The organism is Rhodococcus sp. Leaf233 (genome assembly GCF_001426165.1).
GTDB classification, from domain to species: Bacteria; Actinomycetota; Actinomycetes; order Mycobacteriales; family Mycobacteriaceae; genus Rhodococcoides; species Rhodococcoides fascians.
The window spans coordinates 97770-123508 of the sequence record NZ_LMRO01000001.1 but is presented as its reverse complement, the minus strand read 5'-3'; the positions used below and the strand labels follow the sequence as shown (position 1 = coordinate 123508).

Annotated in this window: 26 protein-coding genes; 16 read left to right on the top strand and 10 right to left on the bottom strand. The window is 64.5% G+C overall.

Annotated features, from left to right (window positions below):
- Window positions 1-38: 38 nt before the first annotated feature.
- The 3 genes from ASH04_RS00555 to ASH04_RS00545 all read left to right on the top strand — a co-directional run bounded on the left by ASH04_RS00555 (window position 39) and on the right by ASH04_RS00545 (window position 1632).
- Window positions 39-830, top strand: coding sequence for a zinc-binding dehydrogenase (locus ASH04_RS00555; RefSeq protein WP_162247510.1), 792 nt, complete (start codon window positions 39-41; stop codon window positions 828-830).
- 101 nt (window positions 831-931) lie between these two features.
- Window positions 932-1336, top strand: a complete 405-nt coding sequence (locus tag ASH04_RS00550; RefSeq protein ID WP_032373306.1) for a VOC family protein — start codon at window positions 932-934, stop codon at window positions 1334-1336.
- Entirely contained in the window at window positions 1333-1632 is a 300-nt protein-coding gene (locus ASH04_RS00545) for a winged helix-turn-helix transcriptional regulator (protein WP_057472501.1), read from the top strand. The genes ASH04_RS00550 and ASH04_RS00545 overlap by 4 nt, the downstream gene beginning before the upstream one ends.
- A gap of 16 nt (window positions 1633-1648) precedes the next feature.
- Here ASH04_RS00545 and ASH04_RS00540 read toward each other — a convergent pair whose 3' ends face one another.
- Both ASH04_RS00540 and ASH04_RS00535 read right to left on the bottom strand, forming a co-directional pair.
- Window positions 1649-2992: an aspartate aminotransferase family protein gene (locus tag ASH04_RS00540; protein ID WP_057472500.1), complete on the bottom strand. Its 1344-nt coding sequence runs from the start codon at window positions 2990-2992 to the stop codon at window positions 1649-1651.
- 37 nt (window positions 2993-3029) lie between these two features.
- Window positions 3030-4610: a long-chain-fatty-acid--CoA ligase gene (locus tag ASH04_RS00535; protein ID WP_057472499.1), complete on the bottom strand. Its 1581-nt coding sequence runs from the start codon at window positions 4608-4610 to the stop codon at window positions 3030-3032.
- A gap of 147 nt (window positions 4611-4757) precedes the next feature.
- Between ASH04_RS00535 and ASH04_RS00530 the strand changes: the two genes are divergently transcribed.
- Window positions 4758-5921, top strand: coding sequence for a serine hydrolase domain-containing protein (locus ASH04_RS00530; RefSeq protein WP_057472888.1), 1164 nt, complete (start codon window positions 4758-4760; stop codon window positions 5919-5921).
- Window positions 5922-5940: 19 nt separating this feature from the next.
- On the opposite strand, the gene ASH04_RS00525 is transcribed toward ASH04_RS00530, so the two are convergent.
- Window positions 5941-6558, bottom strand: a complete 618-nt coding sequence (locus ASH04_RS00525) for a TetR/AcrR family transcriptional regulator (protein WP_057472498.1) — start codon at window positions 6556-6558, stop codon at window positions 5941-5943.
- 124 nt (window positions 6559-6682) lie between these two features.
- Entirely contained in the window at window positions 6683-7984 is a 1302-nt protein-coding gene (locus ASH04_RS00520; RefSeq protein ID WP_057472497.1) for an MFS transporter, read from the bottom strand.
- 283 nt (window positions 7985-8267) lie between these two features.
- On the opposite strand from ASH04_RS00520, the gene ASH04_RS00515 reads away from it, so the two are divergent.
- On the top strand, window positions 8268-9674 hold the full coding sequence (locus ASH04_RS00515) for an FAD-binding oxidoreductase (protein WP_057472496.1): 1407 nt from the start codon (window positions 8268-8270) through the stop codon (window positions 9672-9674).
- Here ASH04_RS00515 and ASH04_RS00510 read toward each other — a convergent pair.
- The 5 genes from ASH04_RS00510 to ASH04_RS00490 form a co-directional block, all read right to left on the bottom strand.
- The gene (locus ASH04_RS00510) at window positions 9658-10770 is read right to left on the bottom strand and encodes a PucR family transcriptional regulator (RefSeq protein ID WP_057472495.1); all 1113 of its coding nucleotides are present in this window, start codon (window positions 10768-10770) and stop codon (window positions 9658-9660) included. The two genes, ASH04_RS00515 and ASH04_RS00510, sit on opposite strands and share 17 nt — an antisense overlap.
- Window positions 10771-10800: 30 nt before the next feature.
- Window positions 10801-11169, bottom strand: coding sequence for a hydroxyphenylacetyl-CoA thioesterase PaaI (paaI, locus tag ASH04_RS00505; protein WP_045841663.1), 369 nt, complete (start codon window positions 11167-11169; stop codon window positions 10801-10803).
- Between the two features lie 23 nt (window positions 11170-11192).
- A complete protein-coding gene (locus ASH04_RS00500; RefSeq protein ID WP_032385913.1) occupies window positions 11193-11510 on the bottom strand; it encodes an EthD family reductase in 318 nt (105 codons plus the stop codon).
- Window positions 11507-13534, bottom strand: a complete 2028-nt coding sequence (paaZ, locus tag ASH04_RS00495) for a phenylacetic acid degradation bifunctional protein PaaZ (protein WP_057472494.1) — start codon at window positions 13532-13534, stop codon at window positions 11507-11509. The genes ASH04_RS00500 and paaZ overlap by 4 nt, the downstream gene beginning before the upstream one ends.
- A gap of 111 nt (window positions 13535-13645) precedes the next feature.
- Window positions 13646-14257, bottom strand: coding sequence for a TetR/AcrR family transcriptional regulator (locus ASH04_RS00490; RefSeq protein ID WP_027494651.1), 612 nt, complete (start codon window positions 14255-14257; stop codon window positions 13646-13648).
- Between the two features lie 110 nt (window positions 14258-14367).
- Here ASH04_RS00490 and ASH04_RS00485 point away from each other — a divergent pair, with 110 nt between their 5' ends.
- The 11 genes from ASH04_RS00485 (at window position 14368) to ASH04_RS00435 (ending at window position 24150) form a co-directional block, all read left to right on the top strand.
- Window positions 14368-15567 (top strand): thiolase family protein, encoded by a 1200-nt coding sequence (locus ASH04_RS00485; RefSeq protein ID WP_032367841.1) that lies wholly within the window; start codon window positions 14368-14370, stop codon window positions 15565-15567.
- The gene (locus ASH04_RS00480) at window positions 15564-16286 is read left to right on the top strand and encodes an enoyl-CoA hydratase/isomerase family protein (protein WP_032367842.1); all 723 of its coding nucleotides are present in this window, start codon (window positions 15564-15566) and stop codon (window positions 16284-16286) included. Before ASH04_RS00485 ends, ASH04_RS00480 begins: the two co-directional genes overlap by 4 nt.
- Window positions 16283-17134 (top strand): 3-hydroxyacyl-CoA dehydrogenase family protein, encoded by an 852-nt coding sequence (locus ASH04_RS00475; RefSeq protein ID WP_057472493.1) that lies wholly within the window; start codon window positions 16283-16285, stop codon window positions 17132-17134. The genes ASH04_RS00480 and ASH04_RS00475 overlap by 4 nt, the downstream gene beginning before the upstream one ends.
- Complete coding sequence (locus tag ASH04_RS00470) at window positions 17131-17901, top strand: enoyl-CoA hydratase-related protein (protein ID WP_057472492.1); 771 nt, start codon at window positions 17131-17133, stop codon at window positions 17899-17901. The genes ASH04_RS00475 and ASH04_RS00470 overlap by 4 nt, the downstream gene beginning before the upstream one ends.
- A 153-nt stretch (window positions 17902-18054) precedes the next feature.
- On the top strand, window positions 18055-19002 hold the full coding sequence (paaA, locus tag ASH04_RS00465; protein WP_027494656.1) for a 1,2-phenylacetyl-CoA epoxidase subunit PaaA: 948 nt from the start codon (window positions 18055-18057) through the stop codon (window positions 19000-19002).
- Entirely contained in the window at window positions 18999-19376 is a 378-nt protein-coding gene (gene paaB / locus ASH04_RS00460; protein WP_057472491.1) for a 1,2-phenylacetyl-CoA epoxidase subunit PaaB, read from the top strand. The genes paaA and paaB overlap by 4 nt, the downstream gene beginning before the upstream one ends.
- A 28-nt stretch (window positions 19377-19404) precedes the next feature.
- On the top strand, window positions 19405-20322 hold the full coding sequence (gene paaC / locus ASH04_RS00455; RefSeq protein ID WP_057472490.1) for a 1,2-phenylacetyl-CoA epoxidase subunit PaaC: 918 nt from the start codon (window positions 19405-19407) through the stop codon (window positions 20320-20322).
- A gap of 5 nt (window positions 20323-20327) precedes the next feature.
- Entirely contained in the window at window positions 20328-20825 is a 498-nt protein-coding gene (gene paaD, locus ASH04_RS00450) for a 1,2-phenylacetyl-CoA epoxidase subunit PaaD (RefSeq protein WP_032368688.1), read from the top strand.
- Window positions 20825-21919: a 1,2-phenylacetyl-CoA epoxidase subunit PaaE gene (paaE, locus tag ASH04_RS00445; protein ID WP_057472489.1), complete on the top strand. Its 1095-nt coding sequence runs from the start codon at window positions 20825-20827 to the stop codon at window positions 21917-21919. Before paaD ends, paaE begins: the two co-directional genes overlap by 1 nt.
- Before the next feature lie 16 nt (window positions 21920-21935).
- Entirely contained in the window at window positions 21936-23243 is a 1308-nt protein-coding gene (paaK, locus tag ASH04_RS00440) for a phenylacetate--CoA ligase PaaK (RefSeq protein WP_057472488.1), read from the top strand.
- 1 nt (window position 23244) lies between these two features.
- Window positions 23245-24150 (top strand): helix-turn-helix domain-containing protein, encoded by a 906-nt coding sequence (locus ASH04_RS00435; protein ID WP_057472487.1) that lies wholly within the window; start codon window positions 23245-23247, stop codon window positions 24148-24150.
- Between the two features lie 30 nt (window positions 24151-24180).
- Here ASH04_RS00435 and ASH04_RS00430 read toward each other — a convergent pair whose 3' ends face one another.
- Window positions 24181-25710 (bottom strand): GMC family oxidoreductase, encoded by a 1530-nt coding sequence (locus ASH04_RS00430; protein WP_057472486.1) that lies wholly within the window; start codon window positions 25708-25710, stop codon window positions 24181-24183.
- Between the last annotated feature and the right edge of the window lie 29 nt (window positions 25711-25739).

Here is a 25739-nt window from a genome sequence, read left to right as displayed (position 1 = left end):
TCCATTCGTTCTCAGTCAACCGCGGGGAACTGTCCCTCATGGCCGCGAGGGACCACGGCTGGCGACCCGGCCAGGACATCAGTGGCGTCGTGATCGAGGCGGCCGCAAACGGGAGCGGACCCCAAGCAGGCACACCGATCGTCGGAATGGTCGACGGAGCCGGATGGTCCGAACTCGCGGCCGTGCGCACCGACCGAATGGCAGTCCTCCCGGATACGTTGGGCACCAACATCGCTGCCGCTCTACCGATGGCGGGGCTGACCGCGCTACGCACTGTGCGTATGGGTGGCGACCTCCTGGGACGCAAGGTCCTGATGACCGGTGCCAACGGCGGCGTGGGTCGATTTCAGATCCAATTGGCAAGTGCCGCAGGTGCGTCGGTCACAGCGACCACGACAGCCGGCGAGAACGAAGCCAGCGAACTGATCGAACTCGGAGCAACCGAGGTCACTACTACCCCGTCGGATGCATCAGGTCCCTTCGATCTGATCATCGAATCCGTTGGCGGCACAGTACTCGAAGCGGCACTGTCCGTGCTGGCACCCCGTGGCACGCTGGTCATGATCGGCAACAGTTCTTGCACCAAGGCCGAGCTCGATGTCTTCTCGTTCATGGGTCACGAGGGCGCGACGATCACCAACTACATGTCGTATGCAGTCGAGTACCCCGAACACGAGGACCTCGAATTGCTCGTGAGATTGGCCGCCGACGGCCGTCTCGATCCGACACCCGGGTACTGCGTCGATTGGTCGGAACTCACTCATGTCATCGAACTGATGACACGACGCGAATTGCCCGGCGGAAAAGCTGTATTGACGATTCGCCACTGACACTGCATCACTGATCACCCAGGGGACAGCTCGGTGAAGTGCTGGAACGGTCGGCGAGTTCAGCCCTTGACGCCGCACTTGCATTTTGCAAGCATGAGGGCATGAGCCTGTTCATCACCTGTCCCGTCGAGAACGTCGAGCGCGCAACCGCCTTTTACACAGCCCTCGGCTGGACGCTCAACCCCGAGATGTCCGACCACAACGTGTCGTGCTTCGCCATCACACCGGGGCAGTACGTCATGCTCGGAAGCCGCGAGATGTATGCGAGCGTGGGCGGCACCGAGGAGCTGATCGGCGGACCCGACACCCCATCGAAGGTCACGGTCTCGTTCGACCTCGGTAGCCGCGAGGCGGTCGACGAGCTCACCGAGCGGGCCGGCGCTGCCGGTGGACGCATCGGAGACATCGATGACTACGCCTTCATGTATCAACGTCAGTTCGACGACCTCGACGGCTACCACTACTCGCCGTTCTGGATGAAGCCGGACACCGATACGGCCGAATGAGCGACCTCGTCGCCGCCCTCGACATCGTCGGTGCCCGGTGGGCACTTCTCATTGTCGAGCGACTGCTCGAGGAACCGCAACGGTACGGCGATCTGCAGCGCGACCTCGGAGTACCGACGAACATGCTCGCTACCCGGCTGCGCGAACTCGAAGCGGCAGGAGTGTTGACCCGTCTTCCCCTTCGGCACAACACTCGCGCGTACGGGCTGACCGAAAGAGGTCTCGCCCTGCGTGACGCAATTTCCGCACTCGAGCACTGGGGCAAACAAGCTGCACCACAAATCGATTCGCGATAGCGGGCGCTACTCCCGATCAACCTTCGATGTCGCGGACGATCTCCTTGGTCACCTCGATGAAGGCCGAGATGTCGTCGACGCCCATGGCCAGGGACAGTGAGAAGTCGCCGCGGGCAACGGGGAAGAAGCCCCGGTTGGCGAGCTCGAGCGAGATGGTCTGGGTCCGGTCGCCGTCGAGGTGACGCCAGTGATCACGGTGGGTGCGGACTACGAGCCCTGGCTCGTTCATGTAGCCGTACGCCAGATGGGAAATCCCCCGACCGTACACCGTGAACGCGCTGTTTCGGGCGCGGCTCCAGTCGTCGAGATCCCGCAGTACCCTGGCCGCCATCGCATTGAGACGCTCGAACGCCGCCTCGTCGAGTTGCTCGAGCGTTGCGATGCCTGCGGCCACGGAGATTTTGTGGCCGTGGTGAGTCCCGGAGATCGAGACCAGGCCGCTGTCGAGCACCGACATCACCTCGGCCGAGCCGCCGACGGCACCGAGCGGGAACCCGCCGCCGATGATCTTGCCCATGATCGTCAGATCGGGCAGCACACCGTAATCGGCTTGCATGCCACCCACGCCCGCCCGCAGCGTGACCGTCTCGTCGACGATCATCACGATCCCCAGCTCGGTCGTCAAGTCCCGGAGTCGGGAGACGAAATCGTCGTCGAGTGTCACCAAACCGCCGGAGGCGCTTTCGAGTTCGAGGATGACGCAGGCGACGTCGGATGCTCGAGCGCGCAGGATGGCTTCTGTTCCCTCCCAATCGTTCTGGGTGAGGGGCACGATGTTGTCGACGTCCACCTGCGGGATGCCCGCGCTGTCGGGCAGGGGCGTCGGATACGCATCGGGACCGGCGTCACCCCCACTGCTCGGATGCCACGACACCTGAAGTGCATCGGTGAACCCGTGATAGCCGCCCTCGAACTTCGCGATCGCGGTACGCCCGGTGTAAGCGCGCGCGATGCGGACCGCAGTCAGTGCCGATTCCGACGCCGAGCACGAGAACTTGACCTTGTCGATCGACGCGATTCGGTCGGAGATCATTCGCGCCAACTCGGTCTCGGCCTCCACAGGGTTGCCGAACGACACTCCGGTGTCGATGGCACGGTGCAGAGCCGCCCGCACCGTGGGCGGGTTGTGTCCGAGAACGTTGGTCGTGAAGTTGTTGTTCAGATCGAGCAGGCGGTGGCCTTCGACGGTCGTGATGTACGCGCCGTCGCCGTGCTCGACGTAGATCGCGTGTGGTCCGAAGTTGAACGAGCTGCGGGAATAGCCGCCCGGCACGATCTTCGTACCAGCCTCGGCGAGCTCGGCGGAGCTGGAGAACCGCTGCGAGAACCGCGCGAGACTCGATTCCAGGGTCAAGGTCATGACGTGTCCGTTCTCGGTTGGGGTGGGCGGGTAACGCTCAGTTGAGCTCGCGCTTGAGGATCTTGCCGGTCGACGTCATCGGCAACTGATCGAGAAACTGCACCAGGCGGGGATACTTGTAGGCCGCGAACTGGTCCTTGCCCCATGCGACGAGGTCGGCCTCGGAGACGTCGTCATGACCGGGGTTCTTGACCACGACGGCCTTGACCTCCTCGCCGTGCTGGTCGTTCGGAATGCCGATGACCGCGACGAGCGAGACCGCCGGGTGCGTCATGAAGATTTCTTCGATCTCACGCGGGTAGACGTTGTAGCCGCCGCGGATGATCATGTCCTTGCTGCGGTCGACGATGTAGTAGAAGCCGTTCTCATCCTTCTTGCCCAGGTCGCCCGAGCGGAACCATCCGTCTCGGATGGCCTCGGTCGTGGCCTCGGGGCGGTTGTAGTAGCCCTTCATCACGTTGTGGCCCTTGATCGCAATTTCTCCGATCGCGGTCGGCTCGGGCTCGACATCGGACCAGTCGTCGTTGATCAGTTTCATCTGCACTCCGGGTATCGGCTTTCCGATCGACCCGACGTGGGGTTCCTCGCCGAACACCGAGAACGCGATGACAGGTGACGTCTCCGACATGCCGTAGCCCTCGAGGATCGTCACGCCGAAGCGCTCCCTGAACTGCTTGTGGATTTCTCCTGGCAGCGCAGCACCACCGGACACCGCAACCCGGAGGTGGGCAGCGATTCGCTCGACATCGACGCTGTCGTCGAGTGCTGCGAGCATCCCCCAGTACATCGTCGGAACACCCCCGAAGAACGTGACGCGGTGCTCGGTCATCAGGTCGAGCGCAGCATTGGGCTCGAACCGCGGCAGCATCACCAGCGTCCCGCCGAATGCCAGCGCCCCGTTCTGAATCACGACCTGGCCGAAGGCGTGAAACAGTGGCAGCAGACACAAGTAGGTGTCGGGGTCGTCAGCGTCCGAGCGGAACAGCTCTCGCCCGAGCATGACGTTGTCGATGATGTTGCGGTGACGCAGCTCGGCCCCTTTCGGCCGGCCCGTCGTACCCGAGGTGTAGAACATGACGGCCACATCGTCGGTGCCGCGCGGCACAGGAGCGAACGTGCTCGAGTGCGTCGGGGTAGTGGCTCCGTCGGCTTCCCGGATCGTCGTAGCCGTCGCATTCCCGGGGTCCGGCTCGATCAACAGAAGGTGCTTGCATTTGGGCGCGGCGTCGAATGCTGCACGAGCGTTCGCGCCGATCGGCAACTCGGAAGTGCCTTCGAAGGCCACGAGCATCTCGGCGTCCGAATCGTCGAGGTGATAAGCGATCTCGCGCGGCGTGAGCAATATGTTCAGGGGAACCACGACGGCCCCGGCCTTGAGGATCGCGAAGTAGACGACCGTGAACGACGGGATGGTCGGGCACGACAGCGCGACCCGATCGCCAGGTCGCACCCCCCGCGCCGCCAGCAGGTTGGCCACCTGGTTGGCCTGACCGTCGAGCTCTGCGTACGTCAGCGATTCTCCCGCCACAACGATCGCGGTGCGAGTTCCGTAGGCGGCCGCAGACGCCTCGAGCAGGTGGGCCAAGTTCGTCGCTGTCGACGTGGGGAGAGCGGGCATGAGCTGAAATGTATACGTACCGATCGGTTAGGACAAGAGTTTCAGGCGAACGAAATCGGGGCTGCAAACCCATTGTGCTAACCGATCGGTACGCATAAAGTGACGGCGATCGAACTGCCCTTCGAGGCCCTGACGCTTGGAGACCACATGACCACCGAACCTCAGACAACCGACCCGCTGACCGCCCTACAGTCCATCGGACTGTTCACCGGAGTGCCCCAGCACGAGAACTTCAACCGAATGGCGCAGCTGCTGCCATCGATGCGGATGGTGCCCTCCGGATCTCCTCGACCGTGGAAGACGGGTGCGCAGGTATCCGCGCCGGAATCCTTCCTGTGGGACGGTGAGACGAAATCGTTCGAGGAGTTCTTCGTCGAGACCGACACGGCCGCTCTACTCATGATCGAGGACGGTGAAATCCGTTACGAGCGTTACGCGTTGACCGGTGGTGTCGACGTGCCGTGGATTTCGATGTCGGTAGCGAAGAGCTTCGTGTCCACGCTGGTCGGTATCGCCCTGGAAGAGGGGCACATCGAAAGCCTCGAGCAGCCGATCAGCGACTACATCAAGGTTCGGCCGGGCTCCGCTTACGACGGAGTCTCGATCAAGGACGTGCTGCGGATGTCCTCGGGGGCCCGGTGGAACGAGGACTACTCGAATCCCGAGTCCGACATCTTCGGCCTTACGGCAGCGATGGCAGGTATTGGGGCGCTCGAAGACTTCGTCGCCAACATGGTGCGTGAATCCGAGCCCGGTACTGTCTGCCGGTACAACTCGGGAGAAACACAGGCACTGGGACTGCTCGTCATCAAGGCGACCGGCCGGACTCTGTCGGACTACATGCACGAAAAGCTCGTCGAGCCTCTCGGCTTCGAGGCACCCAGTTACTGGCTGATCGATGCGGTCGGCATCGAGCAGGCCTACGCCTGCCTCAACGCCACGGCCCGAGACTTCGCCAGGCTCGGTGACCTCTTCCTCAACGGAGGTAAGATCGACGGTCGCCAGATCGTATCGGAGCAGTGGGTCCGCGACGCCACCCACTACGACGACCCCATGCGCGCACCCGGTGTGCCGGTGTCCGCCGGCGAGCAGATCGGTTTGGGCTACGGATACCAGTGGTGGATCCCGGCAGGCGACGAGGGCGAGTTCAGCGCCATCGGCGTCTACAACCAGCTCGTCTACGTCAATCCAGCGCGACGCCGCGTCGTGGTGAAATTGTCGGCCAATCGTGCGTACGGCACTGCCCCGGACGAGGCGACCAACCGCAACGAGGAGAACGTCTGCTTCGTCAGGGCGCTCGCTCAGGTGTGAATGCCGCGGCCCGTCGCAGTCACGACTGTGACGGGCCGCCGTCTACTGTTCGGCGAAGCTGGTCGATGGCGCGCGCAAATGCCGCATCGATGCGTTCGCGCTCACCGGTGATGAGAAGGTCCAGTTGCAGTCCGCGGACCTGAGCCAGCACGAGAGTGGCGATTTCGGTGGCCTCGGTCGAGCTCCGCCCTTCGGCGACCAGACGCTGCTCGAGCGGGATGCGCCACTGTCCGAGGATTCGGGCGGTCACGTCACCGGGCACGTAGCGGTTCTGCGGTGCCCGGGACGCGATCTCGAACAGCGCGCGAAATTGGCGCTGCTCCCGAGGCTGCCGCAGTTTCTCCCAAGACATCTCGAGAAATTCGACGGAACCGCTGGTCTCGTCGTCGGTCTGCAACGTCTCGAGAAAGTCCACACGCATTCGATCGACGACCTCGGCGATCAGCTTGTCCTTCGACACGAAATGCCGGATCAGAGTCGCGTGGGTGACCCCGAGCTCGCGAGCCAAGGGACGCAACGACAAATCGGCAAGGCCGTGGTCAAGTACGTACTCGGTCACGGCAGCCAGCAACTCGGGGCGGCGATGCTGATGTCGCAGAGTTCGCCCGTCGACCACGACGGTTGATTCGGTGGCCATGGAGCGATACTAACCCGCAGATTCGAACGCCGGTCAGGGCCGGAACGGTGACGCTCGCACTGGGCCACGTACACGACGACAGCCCCGCAACTCGGCTGGTTGCGGGGCTGTCGTCGTCGTTGTGTCAGACGTTCAAATCCTCGTCTCGACGGTTCTTGATGCGCGAGGTCGCGACGAACGAGATCGCCGCCAGGATCATCAGGTAGATCGAGATCGACATCGAGGTGCCGGTTCCCTTGAACAGTGCCTCGGAGATCGTCGGGACGAAGGCTCCACCGAGCACGGTGCCGATGGCGTAGCCGATGGATGCTCCACTGAATCGGACTGCTGCGGGGAACATTTCGGCGTACAGCGCCGGCTGTGGGCCGTAGGCGAGGCCGAGTCCGACGGCGAAGAGACCGAGGGCCACGTAGATCCACTGCAGCTCACCGGTATCGACGAGCAGGAAGAACGGGATGGCGCACAACACCATCGACGCGTTGCCCAGGTTCATGATGGCGGTCCGGGAGTAGCGGTCGGACAGATACGCACCGAGCAGGGTGAACACACCCCACACGAGAGCCGCGAACAGACTGGCCACCAACACGTCCACACGGGCGAGCCCGTGCTCCCTCGTCGAGTACGCGACGATGAAGCCACCGACGATGATGTAACCGTTGCCGTTGTTACCCACGAACGACAGCGCGGCGAGCATGACCTGCTTCTTGTTGGTGCGCCACAGTGCACGAACGGGAGTGTGGTTGCGCTCCTTGCGTTCTGCGAGCTCCTTGAACACCGGGGTCTCTTCGACGCGGCGTCGGATGTAGAAGCCGACGAGGATCAGCACGAAGCTGATGAGGAACGGAATACGCCAGCCCCAGGCCTCGAACTGCTCCTCACTGAGCATGCCGGTACACAGCGCCAACGTTCCCACCGCGATGAGCATGCCGAGCGGAACGCCCATCTGGGTTGCCGCACCGTAGATTCCGCGCTTGCCCTTCGGTGCATGCTCGACGGCCATCAGTGCTGCGCCGCCCCATTCGCCGCCGGTCGAGAATCCCTGCAGGATGCGCAACACGATCAGGATGATCGGAGCCCAGATGCCGATGGTCGCGTAGGTGGGCAGCAGCCCCATTCCGACGGTGGCCGCGCCCATGAGGGTGAGGGTCGCGATGAGGACCTTCTTGCGACCGATCTTGTCGCCGAAGTACCCCGCGACGATGGCCCCGAGAGGACGGAACACGAAGCTGATACCGATGGTCACGTAGGCGACCAGCTGTCCGGACGAGCCCATGGGCGCGAAGAACAGCTGAGCGAAGATCAGCGACGCGGCCTGCGCGTAGATGAAGAAGTCGTACCACTCGACGGTGGTTCCAACCATGCTGGCCATCGCGGCGCGGCGATGCTCACGCGACACCCCGGTGGGCGTCTCGACCTGTGTTGTCATCGACGATCTCGTTTCGTTCGGGCTCCGGCGCTCGTGAGAGCGAGCGACAGTTCGGAGTGACGTGGGGTATGAACAGCGGCGAATTCAGGTAACCGACGAACCGGATAAAACTCACCGTCCATTCGGTCGGTAATTACTGTGACCGGCGCCACCGTAGTTTGTCAAGGTGGTCGCGTGCATAACAAGGCCCTGCCCACACTTCGTCGGAAACTACCGATCGAGACCTCGTGCTTCGTCCGAAACGACGCAGACATCGACAGCGCCGCCCGACATACTCGAATCCATGGCTGCTCCGACCACCCTCGTTCTCCATTCGCCGGTCATCGACGAACTGATGCGCGCCCTCGGTGCCGACGCGGTGGTGACCGACCCGGACATCCTGCAGAGCTTCCGGCACGACGCCGCCGCTCTGTGCGAATCCGCGCTACCCCTGGCGGCAGTGCTACCGAGCACCGAATCGGACGTACAGGCGATCATGAAAATCGCATCGGCACATCGCATTCCCGTGGTACCGCAAGGCGCATTGACCGGCCTGGCGGGAGCCGCGAACGCCAGCGTCGGAGCCATTGCCCTCAACACCCGGCGGATGAACAAGATCGTCGAGTTGGACGTCGTCAACCGCACCGCCGTCGTGCAACCCGGTGTCACTAACAAAGAGCTGAAAGATGCTGCCCTGCAGCAGGGATTGACGTACCTCCCCGACCCGTCCAGCTGGGAGGCGTCGACCATCGGCGGCAACATCGCCACCAACGCCGGCGGTCTGTGCTGCGTGAAGTACGGCGTCACAGCACGATTCGTCCGTGGGCTGCGCGTCGTACTCGCCGACGGCCGCGCGACGTTCGTCGGTCGACGCACCGTCAAAGGCGTGGCCGGGCTTTCCCTGGCCGAACTGTTCGTCGGATCCGAAGGCACACTCGGAATCATCACCGAAGCAACCGTAGGACTCGACTTTCCGGCTGCCACTCCGCTGACCATGGCCGCGACCTTCCCGTCGACTGTCGCGGCCGGTGAAGCGGTGACGCAGATCCGGGCCGCCGGTATCACTCCGAGCCTGTTCGAGTTGCTGGACCGCACCACCATCGCCGCGATCGACGCGTACGCCCGGATGGACTTCGGCACCGACGCCGCGGCCGTGCTGATCGCTCAGTCCGATATCGGCGCAGGCTCTGTGCAGGAGCTCGAAGCCATCGCCGCACTGTGCACCGCAGCCGGGGCAACCGATGTGGCCGTTGCCGAGGACGAGGTCGAATCGGAGCAGCTCGTGCAGGCCCGTCGACTGGCGTACCCGGCACTCGAGCGTCTCGGCTCACCGTTGGTCGACGACGTGTCCGTTCCTATTTCGCAGCTCGCCGCGATGATCGACGAGGTCGGACGCATCGCCGAGCGCATCGGCATCGTCATCGGCGTCGTCGGACACGCAGGGGACGGCAACATCCATCCGACAGTCATCGTCGACCCGATCGACCCGTCATCGTTGGCCAAGGCACACCGCGCGTTCGACGAGATCGCGGCATTCGCCCTCTCGCTGGGCGGGACCATTACCGGTGAACACGGCGTCGGCCTGCTCAAACGCGATCTTCTCGAGACCGAACTCGATTCTGTTGCAGCGGAACTGCAGCGCGGCATCAAGGAGCTGCTCGACCCGCACTACCTGCTCAACCCAGGGAAGGTCCTCACCGCCCGGTCGTGAGCCGCAGCGACATCCACACCAGCAACCGGGTGTCCACGTCGTCGAGATCGAGACCGAACAACTCCTTGGTACGCCGGAGTCGGTAGCGAAAGGTATTGGGGTGCAGGTACAGCGACGCAGACGCGGCAGCGACGTTGGATTCGTGTGCCAACAACGCCAGCACCGTCGCGGCGTATTCCGTACCTTCCGAGGCATCGCAGGACAGCATCCGTTCGACGGCAGGCAACGCGAGCGACACCTCCGACAGCGCCTCCCCCGCTCTCCGAAGAGTGACCGATACCCGATTCTCATCGAATGTCGTTGTTTGTGAGCCTATTTCGATCACGTCGAGTACCCAGTGAGCATGTCTGAGCGCTATCGCGGGACGGGCGTCCGGGCCACCGATCGCGAAGCTCACAGCGGCACCGAAGGCCGCCTCTGCGCGTCGTCGAACCTCCTCTGCGTCCGCAGCGAATGCGCGTTCGTCGTCGGACTCCACCACCAGCAGGACGGTGTTCCCGTCGACGATGCATCCGGAGTCGCCCGCGTTGCCGAACGTGAGCTGCAACAGACCAGCGAGCTGCACCAACATTTTCTGCGCTCGCGGCGACTCCACTTTGGCGGCCAGAACGGCGTAGCGTTTTCCCGGCGTAGTGACGACTTCGGGATCGGTCAGTAACGCACGCACCCTGGGGTTGTCGGCATCGGCCGGATGATGGCGGGCCGACAACAACGGCACTGCAGCTGCGGCCGCACGCGTCAATGCAGCCACTGCCGCAGGGGCCGGCGGACGGATGCCGGCACCGGACGCAATGCACCAGATGGAGCCGAGGTACTCACCGTCGACCGAAACCGCTACTGCCAGACGGGGTAGCGCACCGGCCACATCGACGACGTGCACGGTCGAGCTGCGCCGGAAGTCCGGATCGATGTGATGCACCATGTATCGAGCCGGGACCTGCTTGCCCAGAATGCCGTCGCGTCGCACGTCGTCGATCGGCTGCCCCGGCACCGACGAATACGCCACCACATAGCCCTGCGGATCCATCACCGACACAGCACCACCCACCGCAGTGGCGGTGGCGTCTGCCAGCGCCGACAGGTCTGCAGTGGTCACCGACTCACAGTACTTCCACGCGCCGGATCGCTAGCGCGCTATCGTGCGACTGTCGCCTCGGAATTCGGCGATCAGCTCGTCTCGGCACGTCACCGACACGTCGTAGATACCGTTGCGGCCGAACCTCGCACGCTCGACGGCGTCGGCGACGAGGACGTCACCGACCTTCGTCGGACGGAGGTACCGGATGTCGCATCGGGCAGCGACGGCCGAATCCTCGTGCGAGTTGCAGGCCATGGCGAACGTCGTATCCGCAAGCAGGAAGACGTATCCGCCGTGCGTGATGGCGTAACCGTTGACCATGTCCTCGGTCACGACCATCGACATTCTGGCGTGACCGGGTGACAGCTCGATCAGTTCGATGCCGAGCTTGCGGGACGCGGCATCGACCTCGAACATCTCCCGCGCAATAGGCGAATCGGTCACGGCTGCAACACCGAACGCTCGTTCTGGGTGAACATCGTGACGCCGCCGCTTGCGAAGTTCCGCAGATCCTTGCCTGCCGCTGTCATCTCGGGCGAACCCAATCCTGCCTTCAGCGACGCCTCGTCCGCGAAGTACAGACTTGCGATTGCGTAGTAGGGCGGCGGGGACTCGTCGAGCGAGTCGAGCGTGCCCCAGGTGAAGTCGACCAGGCCGGGAACTGCGCGAGCGAGGGGCACGTGCACCTCGGCGTAGTGCCGATCGAAGGCGGCAGGGTCCTCGGGCATTCCGTAACAGACGGCTACTCGTACGCTCATGACGCGGCCTCGGGCTTCGCGACGAGAGTGAGTACGTCGTAGGTGGCGACGGGGTCACCGTCCTGGTTGACGACCACTGCGTCCCACCGCACCTCGCCGTAGTCGGCACTCTGACGCGGGGTGATGAGCTTGGCCGTCAACGTGACCGTCAGCGAATCCTCGGCCTTGACCGGCGTCAGGAAGCGCAGGCTGTCGACGCCGAAGTTCGCCAGGACTGGGCCCGGTGCCGGGTCGACGAACAGCCCCGCGGCCAGCGAGACCACCAGGTAGCCGTGCGCCACGATGCCGCCGAACAACGGATTTGCCGCTGCCGCTTCGGGATCGGTGTGCGCGTAGAACGTGTCGCCGGTGAATTCGGCGAAGTGATCGATGTCGGCGCGGGTGACCTGTCGTGGGCCACCGACGATGGTGTCACCCAGTCGCAGTTCGCCGAGGTTCTTGCGGAACGGGTGAACGTCCCCGGTCGTCTGCTTCGCCCCGGTGACCCACTTGTTGCCGATGGCCGTCAGCACGTCCGGGGTTCCCTGGATTGCGGTGCGCTGCATGTGGTGCAGGACGCCGCGGATACCGCCGAGTTCTTCACCACCGCCTGCGCGGCCGGGTCCGCCGTGCACCAGTACCGGTAGCGGCGAACCGTGACCGGTCGATTCCTTCGCGTCCTCGGAGTTCAGGACCAGGATGCGCCCGTGATACGGAGCGGTGCCCAGCACGATCTCGCGCGCGATGGCCGAATCTTTGGTCACCAGAGATGCGACCAGAGAGCCCTTTCCGCGGGCGACGAGGTCGAGCAGGTCTGCGGTGCTGTCGTAACCGATGACGGTGGAGACGGGCCCGAATGCCTCGATCTCGTGCGGTTCGGGTGCGCTCTTGTCGCCGGCCTTCAACAGGACCGGTGCCATGAAGGCACCGGGCCGTGAATCCACGGAGTCGGGATCACCGAAGACGACGGTGGCCGACTTGATCAGTCCACGAATGGATTTGAGGACCTCGTCGCGCTGGTCGATGCTGGCGAGTGCACCCATGGTGACGCCGTCGTCCTGCGGGTCACCGACGACGACCTTGTCGAGCTTGGCCTTGAGCGCCTCGATGACGGGTTCGACCGAGTCCTGCGGCACCAGCACGCGGCGGATGGCCGTGCACTTCTGGCCGGCTTTGGATGTCATCTCGGTGAAGACACCTTTGACGAACAGATCGAACTCCGGATCGCTCTGTGCCACATCGGAACCCAGGATGGACGCGTTGAGAGAATCGGCTTCCGCCGTGAAATGGAGTCCCTCGCCGACGACGTTGGGGTGTGAGCGCAGGGTCGCAGCGGTATCGGCCGATCCGGTGAAGGCCACCGAGTCCTGGCCGCCGAGGTGGTCGAGGACACCACGGGCACTGCCACACAGCAACTGAACCGACCCCTCGGGCAGCAACCCCGACTCGATGATCCGACGGAAGACAAGCTCGGTCAGGTACGCAGTTTGGCTGGCGGGCTTGACGATCGAGGGCACGCCCGCGATGAACGCGGGTGCCAGCTTTTCGAGGAAGCCCCAGACGGGGAAGTTGTACGCGTTGATCTGCACGGCGACGCCGCGCCGGGAGGTGTAGATGTGCTGACCGAGGAAGGTGCCCTTCTTGCCGAGCTGCTCGATGGCACCGTCGAGATAGACCGTCTCGTTCGGGAGTTCGCGTCGAGCCTTGCTCGCGTAGCTCAGCACGGTGCCGAAACCGCCGTCGATGTCGACGCCGGAATCGCGGGTGGTGGCTCCGGTGTGCCGGGAGAGTTGGTAGAACTCCTCTTTGCCGGCCAGCAGCGTGAGACCCAGTTGTTTGAGCAGCGCTGCACGCTCGTGGAACGTCAGGGCTGCGAGCGCGGGGCCGCCGACGGTGCGGGCGTAATCGATCATGCCTGCGACGTCGAGACCGCTGGACGACACCCGGGCGATCTCACTGCCGTCGACGGCGCTCAGCAGCGGCGTTCCCTCGTCGGTCGCGGAATACCACGTGCCCTGGGCATAGCTTTCCAGAAGTCTGCTCACAACGCCTCCATCTCACCGTACGTTCGGTCGGTAATTACCATCGCCGTCGAACGCCGAGAAGTCAAGACCAGGAGTGGAGCCTGCGGAACGACCCGGCTGAGCATGCCCTCGCTACGTGCGGCGCAGGCCGTCGAAGGTCAGAGCCACGACGGCGTCGGCCAATTCCTCGACGGATCCGCCGGTGCGCGGGCGGTACCACTCGATGAGCGAGTTGACCGTTCCGAAGACGAGCTTGGACGCCAGAGCCGGGTCGACACCGGGACGCAGGTCGCCCTCCTCGGCGGCGGCGACGACGAGCCCGGTGACGAAGGTGTCGAATTCGCGCCTGCGGGCGAGAGCGCGCCGCTCGACGTCGGTGTTGCCCCGCACCCGCAGCAGCAGCGTCACGTAGGGCAACTCCGCACACAGGATGTCGACGCTGCGACGCACCAGGTATTCGAGCCGGTCGATGTACCGCCCGGTCGTGGCCCGATCCTCGGTCGTCACGGCGAACAGCGCATTGAGAGCCCGCGACAGCGCGAGTTCGAGCAACTCGGACTTGCCCGATACGTGGTGGTAGATCGACGACTTGGTGATACCGAGCCGCTTCGCCAGAATTTCCATGCTGGTGCCGTCGTACCCACGGTCGTTGAAGACCTTGACCGCCACGGCCAAGAGGGAATCCAGGTCGTATCCCGGCCGCCCTGGCTGTCCGGTCTTGCGCGGCGCGCGTGCGGTTGTCATTGCCACATCTTCGCAGTCGGCGGACGATTCCACAGCACCACGGGAAGCGGACCTTGCCAAACGACCGAATGTTCGGTTATTAATGACGCAACCGACGAAGGAGTTTCGAAGTGGGCGAAGTATTTCTCGTGGCCGGCGCACGTACCCCGCACGGGCGCTACGGCGGTGCCCTGGCCTCGGTGCGCCCCGACGATCTCGCCGGACTGGTCGTGGCCGAGGCGGTCCGCAGAGCGGGCGTACCCGTCGACCGAATCGACGAGGTGATTCTGGGTGCGGCCAACCAGGCAGGCGAGGACAATCGCGATGTGGCCAGAATGGCGGTTCTGCTCGCAGGTCTGCCCCAGTCGGTGCCGGGATATACCGTCAATCGCCTGTGCGCGAGCGGACTGACCGCAGTAGCCAACGCCGCGAGCACCATTCGCAGCGGTGAGGCCGACATCATCGTCGCCGGTGGCGTCGAGTCCATGACGCGCGCGCCATGGGTCATGGCCAAGCCCGGGACGGCGTGGGCCAAGCCCGGCGAGATCTTCGATACCTCCCTCGGCTGGCGATTCACCAACCCGACCTTCGCCTCCCACGACGGGGGGACCGATCCCAAGATCACCCTGTCGATGGGCGAAACCGCCGAAGAGGTCGCGCTCAGCGAGGGCATCACCCGCGCAGAGTCCGACGCCTTCGCCTTCCGCAGTCAGCAGCGTGCCATCGCCGCCCAGGATGCCGGACGCTTCGCCGACGAGATCGTGCCCGTCACGACCAAGAACGGCGATGTCACCGAGGACGAGACGCCGCGCCGCGGAACCACTCTGGACAAGCTCGGCACCCTGAAGACCGTCTTCCGCAAGGACGGCATCGTCACCGCCGGCACCTCGTCGCCATTCACAGACGGGGCATCGGCATTGGTGGTGGCCTCGGAAGAAGCCGTGAACAAGTATGGCCTCGAGATGCGCGGACGCATCGTCACCAGCGCGAGCGCCGGCATCGCGCCCCACATCATGGGACTCGGGCCGGTCCCGTCCACGCAGAAGGCGCTCACTCGCGCGGGATGGTCGATCGACGACCTCGGTGCCGTCGAACTCAACGAGGCCTTCGCCGCACAGTCCCTCGGCGTCATCCGCCAGCTGAAGCTCGACGAGAACATCGTCAATGCCGACGGCGGGGCCATCGCCCTCGGACACCCTCTCGGCTCGTCGGGTGCTCGAATTCTGTTGACGCTGTTGGGCCGGATGGAACGCGAGAAGGCCTCCCGTGGGCTCGCGACACTGTGCGTCGGCGTCGGGCAAGGCGTGTCGATGCTGATCGAGGCACCGTGAACATACTCATCGTGGAGGAGTCGACGGACCGCGTTGTCGTCACCCTGAATCGCGAGAAGCAACGCAACGCAATCGATTCCGACATGATCGGCGAGCTGCACGAGGTGTGCGCGCTCGTGGAGCAGGATCCCAAGATCGTGATCCTGACCGGAGCAGGCGAGCATTTTGCCGGCGGTGCCGACATCAACCAGTTGCGGGCCCGCACTCGCGACGACGCACTGCGCGGCATCAACCGAAACCTGTTCGATCGCATCGCCGCACTCCCCCTGCCCACGATCGCCGCGGTGCGCGGATACGCGCTCGGCGGCGGAGCCGAACTGTCCTACGCCTGCGACATCCGCATCGCGTCGCCGACGGCCGTGTTCGGCAACCCCGAACCGGGACTGGGCATCATGGCTGCCGCCGGAGCCAGCTACCGGTTACCGACGCTGGTGGGCGTGTCCGTCGCGAAGCAGGTGCTTCTCGGTGGCCGGACACTGGACGCAGAGGTGGCACTTCGGTGCGGCCTGGTGCTGGACGTCGTCGACGAGCCGTTGACTGCAGCGCATTCCCTCGCGGATCGCATTGCGAGACAAGCACCACTGGCCCTGAAGCTGACGAAAAGGATTCTCGATGCACCCGGTTCACACCCGTGGGCCGACGACATCGCGCAGGCTGTTCTGTTCGAGACCGAAGACAAACAACGCCGCATGACGGCATTTCTGGAGAAGAAGAAATGACAGTTCTTGTGAAAGTAGCTGTTGTCGGTGGCGGCCGCATGGGTGCAGGTATTGCCCAGGTGTTCGCGGCCCTCGGCTCGACCGTCGTCATCGCCGAAGCAGCCGACCAGACTGCAGCCCTCGGACGAGTCTCGACCGGACTGGACCGGGCGCACGAGCGCGGGAAACTCAGCGAGGACCCCGCTGCGATTCTCGCCCGGGTCTCCACCGTCGCCGGCCCCGCGGATCTTCCTGCCGACCTGGACCTGGTGGTCGAAGCGGTTCCCGAGATTCCGTCGCTCAAGGTCGAGGTACTGGCTCTCGTCGACAAGATCGCCGGGCCCGACACGGTCATCGCGTCGAACACGAGCTCGATCTCCATCGCGGAACTCGGCGCAGCATTGAGCGATCCGAGCCGCTTCGTCGGGATGCACTTCTTCAACCCGGTTCCGGCGTCGACCCTCGTCGAGATCGTGCGCGCTCCGGCCACTTCCCTAGACGTCGTGCAGCGAGTGCAGCAGTGGGTGTCACTGCTCGGCAAAACCGAGGTGCTCGTCAACGACTCCCCCGGGTTCGCTACCTCCCGGCTCGGCGTGTGCCTCGGACTCGAGGCCATCCGGATGCTGGAGGAAGGCGTCGCCGACGCCGAATCGATCGACCGCGCCATGGAACTCGGCTACAAGCATCCGATGGGTCCGTTGCGGTCCACCGACCTCGTCGGGTTGGACGTTCGGCTCGCCATCGCAGAACACCTGGCGTCGACCCTCGGCGACAGGTTCACTCCCCCGCAGTTGTTGCGAGACATGGTTGCTCGCGGCGACATCGGACGCAAGTCCGGTCGCGGCTTTCACGATTGGACGAACGCATGACGGTACGGTTCGATGTCACCGACGGCCTGGCGACCATCACCCTCGCGCGCTCCGAGGCACACAACGCCCTCGACGTCATGACGAAAGTCGGCCTGATGTCTGCAGTGCAGAACGCCGCCGCACCCAGTGTGCGCGCGGTGCTCATCACCGCGGAGGGCAAGAACTTCTGCGTCGGCCAGGACCTCGGCGAGCACGTCACCGCGCTCGAAGCCGACCCGGCCACGGCGATGGATACCGTCGGTGAGCATTACAACCCGGTCATCCGAGGGCTCGCAGCGCTCGAGGTGCCGATCGTCGTGGCCATCCCCGGCGCGTGTGTCGGTGCGGGTCTCGGGATCGCACTCGCCGGAGACATCCGCGTCGCCGGCACCAAGTCGTCGTTCGCCACGGCGTTCACCGGCATCGGATTGGCCAGCGACTCGGGGTTGAGCTACACGCTGGTCGACGCACTGGGAGCGAGCCGGGCCGCGGGACTGATGCTGCTCGGAGACAAGGTCACCGCCGCGCAGGCTCTCGACTGGGGTCTGGTGCATCGCGTCGTCGACGATGCCGACGTTCTCGAGACCGCGCGCACGCTGGCCACAACGCTCGCTGCGGGACCCACCCTGGCGTACAAGCAGGTCAAGTCGCTGATCGCGCGGTCCGGTCTGTCCGACGCCCTGGACCGCGAGGCGCAGGCGCAGACCGCCCTCGGCCAGACCGCCGACCACAAGGCCGCCGTCGATGCTTTCCTCGCGAAGAAGGGAGCCTCCTTCGTCGGCAGGTGAGCGGGAGTGGAGCCTGCGGAACGACCCATGTGAACAGAAACTCGACCCCTGCTACGAACTATCACGCACGTGCGGCGAAGCCGCTCTTGTGCCCGGGGTCACTTCGATGCATACTGGTTACCAACCGATCATTCGGTAATGAAAGTAGGACTTATGACCACGTCAAACACCCTGTCCACCGAAACGCTGCAGGACGGGTTCGACGAGACCATTGCCCACGAGCAGCGCGTCGAGCCCCGCGACTGGATGCCGGACGGCTACCGCAAGTCGCTCATCCGCCAGATCGCCCAGCACGCGCACTCCGAGATCATCGGCATGCAGCCGGAGGGCAACTGGCTCACACGCGCACCGTCGTTGCGCCGCAAGGCGATCCTGATGGCCAAGGTGCAGGACGAAGCCGGTCACGGCCTCTACCTCTACTCTGCTGCCGAAACCCTCGGGGCGGACCGCGCCGACCTGACGGTCAAGCTCATCGAGGGCAAGCAGAAGTACTCCTCTATCTTCAACTACCCCACCCTGACGTACGCCGACGTGGGCACCATCGGCTGGCTGGTCGACGGCGCAGCGATCTGCAACCAGGTTCCGCTGTGCCGCAGCAGCTTCGGGCCGTACGCACGCGCGATGATCCGCGTCTGCAAGGAAGAATCCTTCCACCAGCGTCAGGGCTACGAGCTGCTGGCCACGATGATGCGCGGCACCGACGAACAGCGTGCCATGGTCCAGGAATCCGTCAACCGATGGTGGTGGCCGGCACTGATGATGTTCGGCCCGCCGGACGACGAGTCCCCCAACACCGAGCAGTCCATGAAGTGGGGCATCAAGCGCCACACCAACGACGAACTGCGCCAACGCTTCGTCGACATGTCGATCCCGCAGGCGAAGGCACTCGGAGTCACGTTCCCCGACCCGGACCTGAAGTGGAACGAGGAGCGCAAGTCACACGATTTCGGTGAGCCCGACTGGTCCGAGTTCATGCAGGTGATCAAGGGCAACGGTGCCTCCAACGTCGAGCGCATCGCGAACCGTCGAGCAGCCCACGACGGCGGAGCCTGGGTCCGTGAGGCCGCAACCGCATTCGCCGAAAGGAACGCAGCATCATGACACGCCCTGAAGAGGCCCAGTTCACCGCCGAGGGCGGCCACGGAGCAGTGCCCACCGAGGGTGTTCCGGTCGAGCCGAAAAGGGAAGCAGTTAAGGCTGATTGGCCGTTGTACGAGGTGTTCCTACGCGGCAAGCGCGGCCTGAACCACGTACACGTCGGATCACTCCACGCCGCCGACGACCACATGGCCCTGCGTCACGCTCGCGACGTCTACACCCGCCGCAACGAAGGCGTCAGCATCTGGGTGGTTTCGTCCAACTCGATCGTCGCGTCGTCGCCGTCGGAGAAGGATCCGTTCTTCGCGCCGAGTGGCGACAAGGTCTACCGCCACCCGACGTTCTACGAGATCCCCGACAACGTTCCCCACATGTGAGACCCATACTCCCAGAGGACAAGCACTCATGACCGATCACGACAGCGCCTACGAGGGCCTCGTCGACGAGGACTCGCACGGGCAGTGGGCATTCGGGACGAGCTTCGACGACCCGCTCGCCGGAGTCGACACCACCGTTCCCGACGACGTCGACCTGAAAGCCCTTGCCGCGTACTGCCTCATGCTCGGTGACGATGCGCTGATCAGCTCGCAGCGCCTCGCCGAATGGAGCACTCGCGCACCGGAACTGGAAGAAGAGGTGGCGCTGGCGAACGTCGGCCTCGACCTCCTCGGCCAGGCCCGGCTGCTGCTGGCCCGCGCCGCCAAAGCCGATCCGACGGTGGTGCCGTTCATTTCGGACACTTCACCCGCACCCGCCGAGGATGTGCTGGCGTTCTTTCGCGACGAGGCCGACTTCCGGAACGTACGACTCACCGAGCTCGACAACGGCGACTTCGCGAAGTCGCTGGTTCGGCTGCTGGTGTTCTCGACGTGGCGGCTCGCCGTCTTCACTCGCCTGCAGGAATCCCGTGATCCCGTTCTTGCCGCAGTTGCGAACAAGGGCGTCAAAGAGCTGACGTACCACCGCGATTACGCCGCCCGCTGGGTCGTCACCCTGGGCTGCGGCACGGACGAATCGAAGCGACGCGTACGCGACGCCGTGACCCGGATCTGGCCGTACGTCTCGGAACTGTTCATTCCGACGGACGAGGAGATCGCACTCGCGAAGGTCGGTGTCGCCGTCGATCCGCGTGACATCCGCGAGGAGTTCGATTCGGTTCTTGCACAGGTCCTTCACGCCGCGGAGCTGGACACACCCGAGGGCAAATCCGTGGGCACCATCGGCGGCCGCGGTGGTCGTCGCGGCATTCACACCGAAGCATTCGGTCCACTGATCGCCGAGATGCAGGTCGTGGCCCGCGCGCATCCGGAGGGGGTCTGGTGACAACGATGGAACTTTCGGCTCGCGACATCGCAGCTACCGTCATGGATCCGGAGATGCCGCTGCTCACCCTCGACGACCTCGGCGTCCTGCGCGACGTCGAGGTACGCGAGAACGGCAGCGTGCTCGTCACGATCACTCCGACGTACTCCGGCTGCCCCGCCATGGCGACGATGCGGGACGACATCGCTCACAAGCTTCAGGACCACGGCTACGCGGATGTCGAGATCGTCACCAGCCTGACGCCGGCATGGAGTACCGACTGGATCTCCGAGGAGGGCCTGCGCAAGCTGCGCGAGACCGGCTACTCCACTCCGGGTCCGGCCCCGGAACGTACATCCGGCCCGGTGCCACTGACCTTGACCGTCAAACCCCGTCAGCTCACCTGCCCGCAGTGCAGCTCGCGCAACACCCGGCTCACGTCCGAGTTCGGCGCCACCCTCTGCAAAGCCCAGTACCGGTGCGACGACTGCCTGGAGCCCTTCGACCACGTGAAGGAAATCTGATGACCGTCACCGCCGAGCCCGTTCAGAAGAATGTACGCAACAAACCTTTTCATTCACTGACCGTTGCCGACGTGGAATCGCTCTGCGACGACGCCGTTGCTGTCACGTTCGACGTCCCGGAAGAATTGCGCGAAGAGTTCGACTTTCGACCGGGCCAGTCACTGATGCTCAGCCGCACCGTCGACGGCGTCGAGCACCGCCGCTCCTACTCCATCTGCGCCCCGGCGGGTGCGCGTCCCCGCGTCGGTGTCCGTGAGGTGTCCGACGGTCTGTTCTCCTCCTGGCTTGTTCACGACGTCAAAGCAGGCGACCGCATCGACGTGCAGGGCCCGAGCGGCACCTTTCACGCCGATCCGGCCCAGGCCGGCAGGCACGTGCTCATCGCCGCCGGTTCCGGTATCACCCCGATGTTGTCGATTGCGGCGTCCGTTCTGGCGAATCCCGACTCCGAAGTGGTTCTGCTGTACGGCAATCGACGGACGCGAACGGTGATGTTCGCCGAGGAGATCGCCGACCTGAAGGATCAGTACGGCAGTCGATTCGACGTCATTCACGTGCTCTCTCGCGAGCCGCGGGAAGTCGAGTTGTTCAGCGGCAGGCTCGATGCCGACCGGTTACGCGAGATACTCGACACCGTCGTCGCAACCCCCGACATCGACCACTTCTGGTTGTGCGGTCCGTTCGGGATGGTGAACGACGCGCAGGATGTTCTGAAGGAACTCGGCGTTGCGAAGAGCAGCATTCACCACGAACTGTTCTACGTCGACGACGTACCGCCGCCGCAGGAGCAGCACCGCGAGCCCGGTATCACCGGACCCAGCAGCGAGGTCACGATCATCCTCGACGGCCGCGAGGTGAAAGGCGCTCTGCCTCAGGACGAGTCGATTCTCGACTCCGCCGAGCAACTGCGCTCCGACCTTCCCTTCGCGTGCAAGGGCGGCGTGTGTGGCACGTGCCGCGCCAAGATCACGTTCGGCGAGACCGATATGCGGCGCAACTATGCGCTCGAGGACAACGAGGTCGACGCCGGCTTCGTGCTCACCTGCCAAACCTTTCCTGTCAGCGACACCGTCACCGTCGACTTCGACGCCTGATCACCCGGAGACCGCCATGACCAGCGTCTTGCCTACCCCCACCGACACCCCGGACATCGAGTTTGCCTCTCGGGACCAGATATCCACCCTTCAGCTGGAGCGCCTGCAATGGTCGCTGCAGCACGCGTACGACAACGTTCCGCACTACACGAAAGCATTCGACGACGCCGGGGTGCATCCGACCGATCTGAAAGACCTGTCGGATCTGGCGAAGTTTCCGTTCACCGCCAAGAAGGACCTGCGGGAGAACTACCCCTTCGGGATGTTCGCGGTTCCGCAGGACAAGGTCTCCCGCATCCATGCGTCCTCGGGCACCACGGGTAGGCCGACAGTGGTGGGGTACACCGCGAACGACATCAGCAACTGGGCCGACCTCATCGCGCGCAGCCTCCGCGCCGGTGGCGTCAAGCCGTCGGACAAGGTGCACGTCGCCTACGGCTACGGCCTCTTCACGGGCGGACTCGGCGCGCACTACGGCGCAGAACGTCTGGGCTGCACGGTGATTCCAATGTCAGGCGGTATGACCGATCGTCAGATCCAGCTCATCGAGGACTTCGAGCCCGACGCCATCATGGTCACGCCGTCCTACATGCTCACGATTGTCGACGCGATGGTCAAGAAGGGCATCGATCCGGCGAAGACCTCGCTGAAAACCGGCGTCTTCGGCGCGGAGCCCTGGACCGAGGAGATGCGCAAGGAGATCGAGAAGACTCTCGACATGGACGCCGTCGACATCTACGGCCTGTCCGAGGTCATGGGACCGGGCGTCGCGATGGAATGCGTCGAAACCAAGGACGGACTTCACATCTGGGAGGATCATTTCTACCCGGAGGTCATCGACCCGGTGACCGGCGAGGTTCTGCCCGACGGCGAGGAGGGTGAATTGGTGTTCACGTCCCTGTCCAAGGAAGCGATGCCGATCATCCGCTACCGCACGCGCGATCTGACGCGACTGCTGCCGGGCACGGCTCGCACGATGCGTCGGATGCAGAAGGTCACCGGCCGCACCGACGACATGATCATTCTGCGCGGGGTCAATCTCTTCCCGACGCAGATCGAGGAGCTGATCTTGACGGTTCCCGTTCTGGCACCGCAGTTCCAGTGTGTGCTGGAGCGTGCCGGACGCATGGACTCACTGACCGTCCTCGTCGAAGCCCGACCCGATGCCGCGCTCGACACGCATCCGATTGCCGCAGCAACGCTGAAGAAGCTGGTCAAGGACCGGATCGGCGTCAGCGTCGCGGTCGACGTCGTTGCACCGGCGGCCCTCGAGCGTTCCATCGGTAAGGCCCGCCGTCTGATCGACAACCGTCCGACCGTATGACATGAGCCCGGTGGCACAGGATTTCGAGCAATGGCGCGAGAACGTCTCCACGGCGTTCGTGCCGCTCGACGCTGTGTCCACCGGGCCGTCGTCGTTCCAGGGCACGCTGGTGTCGTCGACGCTCGGGGCGCTGCAACTAAGCGAGGTGACCGGCCGGGAGGTCGACGTCAGGCGCACACGCGCGACCATCCGGCGGTCCGACCCCGGATTGATCAAGGTGGGTCTGCAACTGACGGGGTGCGGCACGATCGTCCAGAACGAGCGCGAGGCCGTGCTCCATCCTGGCGACTTCGCGGTCTACGACACCAGTGCCCCATACGATCTGCACTTCGCCGGGGACTTCGAGATGTTCGTGGTGATGTTTCCACGCGACGCGCTCCGCATCGATTCCCGTGACTTGACGACCGTTGCCGCGCGTCGCATCGAGGGCGATCACGGCGTCGGCGCGCTGGTGTCGCCGTTCCTGTTCAATTTGCGTCGCAACGCCGCCGACGGCACATTGCCGACGACACCGATGCTCGAGAACGCCGTCCTCGATTTGCTCTGCGCCGCTCTCGACGACGCGGCTCCCCACGATGCGCCGGGATCCACACTCCTGATCGAGGCCAAGAGTCTCGTCGAATCCCAGCTGTCCGATCCGACACTGTCCACGGCGTCTCTCGCTGCGCACCTGCATATTTCGACGCGCTACTTGCAGAAGCTCTTCGAGCAGGACGGTCGCACGGTGGCCGGTTGGATCAGATCCAGGCGACTGGAGAGGTGCCACCGCGATCTGCGTGACCCTCGTTTCGCCGCAGACAGTATCGGAACCGTCTGTGCGCGTCACGGTTTGATCGATTCCTCGAACTTCTCGAAGCTGTTCAAGGAGACGTACGGTATGTCGCCGCGGGAGTATCGCGCCGGGTGAGAGCGCACGCCGCCCTCACCCGACCACGAACTACTTTCCGAGGATCAGATCCGAGGCCCGCTCACCGACCATGATGGACGGCGCGTTGGTGTTGCCCGACGGCACCGTGGGCATGATCGACGCGTCCGCCACGCGCAATCCATCGACCCCGCGGACCCGAAGGTCCGCTCCGACAACGGCATCGGAGTCCGACTCGGCTCCCATCTTGCAGGTGCCGACCTGGTGGTGGTACGTACCGGCAGTCTGTCGGACGTATGCCCGCAGGTCGTCGCGGGTGCGGGCGCTCGGTCCCGGAACCACCTCCGCCTTGCGCCACGGCGCGAAGGCATCGGAGGCACCGATCTCCCGGCAGATCTCCACCGCGTCGACCATCGCCTCGAGGTCGTACGGATCGGCCAGGATGTTCGGATCCGCCAGCGGCAGTTCATTCGGATCCGAGGACGCCAATCGCAGCGTGCCGCGTGAACTCGGAGCCACGATTCCCGGAGCGATCGTGTAGCCGTTCTCCGGCACCGGGTATCCGTCGGCGGGGTAGGGGATGTGCATGAACAGGGGCTGCAGATCGGGTGCAGCGCCGGCCCATCCGGTACTGCGGGCGTACAGCTGCGCTTCGAGCAGGTTGTTGGTACCGGCTGCGAGCGGCTCGAGGGACTCGTAGATGTTGCTGAGCAGCAAATGGTCGTGCAGGTTCTCGCCGACGCCCGGCAGGTCGACGACGGTGTCGATTTCCAGTTCAGCCAAATGTCTGGACGGCCCGATTCCACTGAGCAGCAGGGTCTTCGGAGAGCCGAGGGCTCCGCCGCACAGGATGACCTCGTGATCGGCGAACGCTCGCTCCAGCTCGCCATCTCCGCGGCTGTATTCGATGCCCACCGCTCGGCCGTTCTCGAGCACCACTCGGTGCACGAGAGCACCGGTGGTCAACGTCAGGTCGGGATTGTCGAGCACCGGGCCGACGAAGCTCTTCCAGGCACTCATCCGCTCACCGTCGCGTGTGGTGGTGTGGTTGTAGCCGGCACCGACCATCTCGTCGGCGTTGAAGTCGTCGATGAGCTTGTGCCCGTGCTCGACGGCCGCGTCGACGAAGGCTGCCGCCAGCGGATGCGGGGTACCCATGATGGACACCGGCAGTGGCCCGTCACCGCCGTGGAACTCGTTGGCACCCAGCTCGTGTGACTCCGAACGCTTGAACAGCGGCAGCACGTTCTCCCACGACCATCCGGCGTCACCGCTGGCCGATGCCCACCCGTCGTAATCGCTGGAATGCCCACGTACGTAGATCATTCCGTTGAGGGACGAGCTGCCACCGAGAACGCGTCCACGTGGCCAGAAGATTCGCCGATCGTTGGCGTGCTTCTGCGGGGTGGTGAACAGTCCCCAGTCCTGTGGTCCGCCCAACAGCGTCGGCCAGCCCTGCGGTGAATGGATTGCCGGATCGGTGTCCACGGGACCGGCTTCGATCACGTGGACGGTGTGGCCTGCGTCGAGAAGCCTCCTGGCGATGACGCTTCCTGCTGATCCTGCTCCGACGACGACGTAGTCGGTCGATTTCTTCGGCATGTCAGTCCTTGCTGTTTCGTTGCTGCACG